Genomic DNA, 1,445 nt, shown 5'->3' on the forward strand with positions numbered 1-1,445 from the left:
ATCAATCCTAGTCAAGTTAGCAATCCTAAACAAGCTACGCTTATAGCAAGTAATCATTATGCCTTAGAGAGTAATGCCAATTCAAAGGTAGTTGATAGTTTGTCAAGTTTAAGGAAGCAATCGTTTGAGGGGTATATAAAGGAATTTTTAGAAGGTCAGCTCCAAACCGTTGGAGACTATAAAACAAATCAAACTTTACAAAAAATAAATACCGAAAGTCAAAACATTATTAGCGCTCTTAACTCTAAAAACACCATACTAAATTCAATAATACCAACTATAAAATCCATTATCAATATCATAGAGACAAATACCTATGATAGTCCTAAATACCAAAAAAGCGACAATTTAACTACAATGATAGATCCTTATACAGGTGTGGTGTCTCTTAACTTCTTTGAAATGCTACAAGGTATCGCTACGGATAGTCATGCAACCAACTATACTTATCTCCCATTCCAAACAGCAGATAAATTGATGGGTAATTATGGTAATCTCATAACGAGTCAAATTTATAACGCTTGGGATTCTAAGACTTCAACACCGCTACAAACTTGGATTGAAAAACAAAAAGATCCAACACTAACAAGCAGTTATAATTCTATAAAGGATTTGGTAAGTGAAGTTATAAAGGGTAGTAGCAATAATAATGCACAATACAAGCCATCTCTTACAGAATTTTCTAGTATATTTGATAATATTGTGCAAAATTTAACAATCTTAAAAAATCAAATCAGTCATTTAAGTAATACCACGACAGATAAGCAAGACATGCTTAATATTATCAGTCAAGCTATAACAAATAGCGAAATTATGCAAGAGCAATTTAAAAAACCATTCATACAATTTGCTGTTTGGATGCACCAAGCTGAATATAATTTTAGTGATTACAAGTTTTCTAATGAGTTTTGCAAACAGCATTCAGTAGGTTGTGTTGCTCCTTATCCAACAACTAATTCTTGGTGGGAAACAACAGGTGCTGTTGCTAACGCTATTATGCAAAATAATTCTCAAAAATTAGGTATAGCTATCAAAAAACTAGATACCCTTTATGAAACTTATCCAAGCTCACCGGCTAAAAATGATGATATTAAGGCTCTTAATCAAATCTTAAAAGAAATCAATAATCAGTTGCCAAATCAATACAAACAGCATTTTACTTTTATGGCATTACCCCCCAAACTCAACACCTATAACGAATTACAATCTTCTAAACCCATAGCCTTAGCAAGTCTAGGCACTTTAGCTAGTATGTTCAATCAAATGAATTATTTAAGCTCTCCTACGACTAAACTTATCAATAATGATAAAGACATAGAAACTAAACAACAAGGTTATATGCTAGGCTTTGGAATAAAGGGGGGATATAAACAAATGTTTGATTACTATATTAAAGGTAATCAAAAGAGTAAAAAGAAATATGGTCAATTTGGATTAAGATACTA

Annotated in this window: 1 pseudogene; it reads left to right on the plus strand. The window is 31.8% G+C overall.

The features are described from left to right. Positions 1 to 1,445 (plus strand): annotated as a pseudogene (locus tag C6H25_RS07820) (hypothetical protein); the annotation flags it as partial.

Origin of the sequence: Helicobacter cetorum (assembly GCF_900198405.1) — a bacterium.
GTDB classification, from domain to species: domain Bacteria; phylum Campylobacterota; class Campylobacteria; order Campylobacterales; family Helicobacteraceae; genus Helicobacter; species Helicobacter cetorum_C.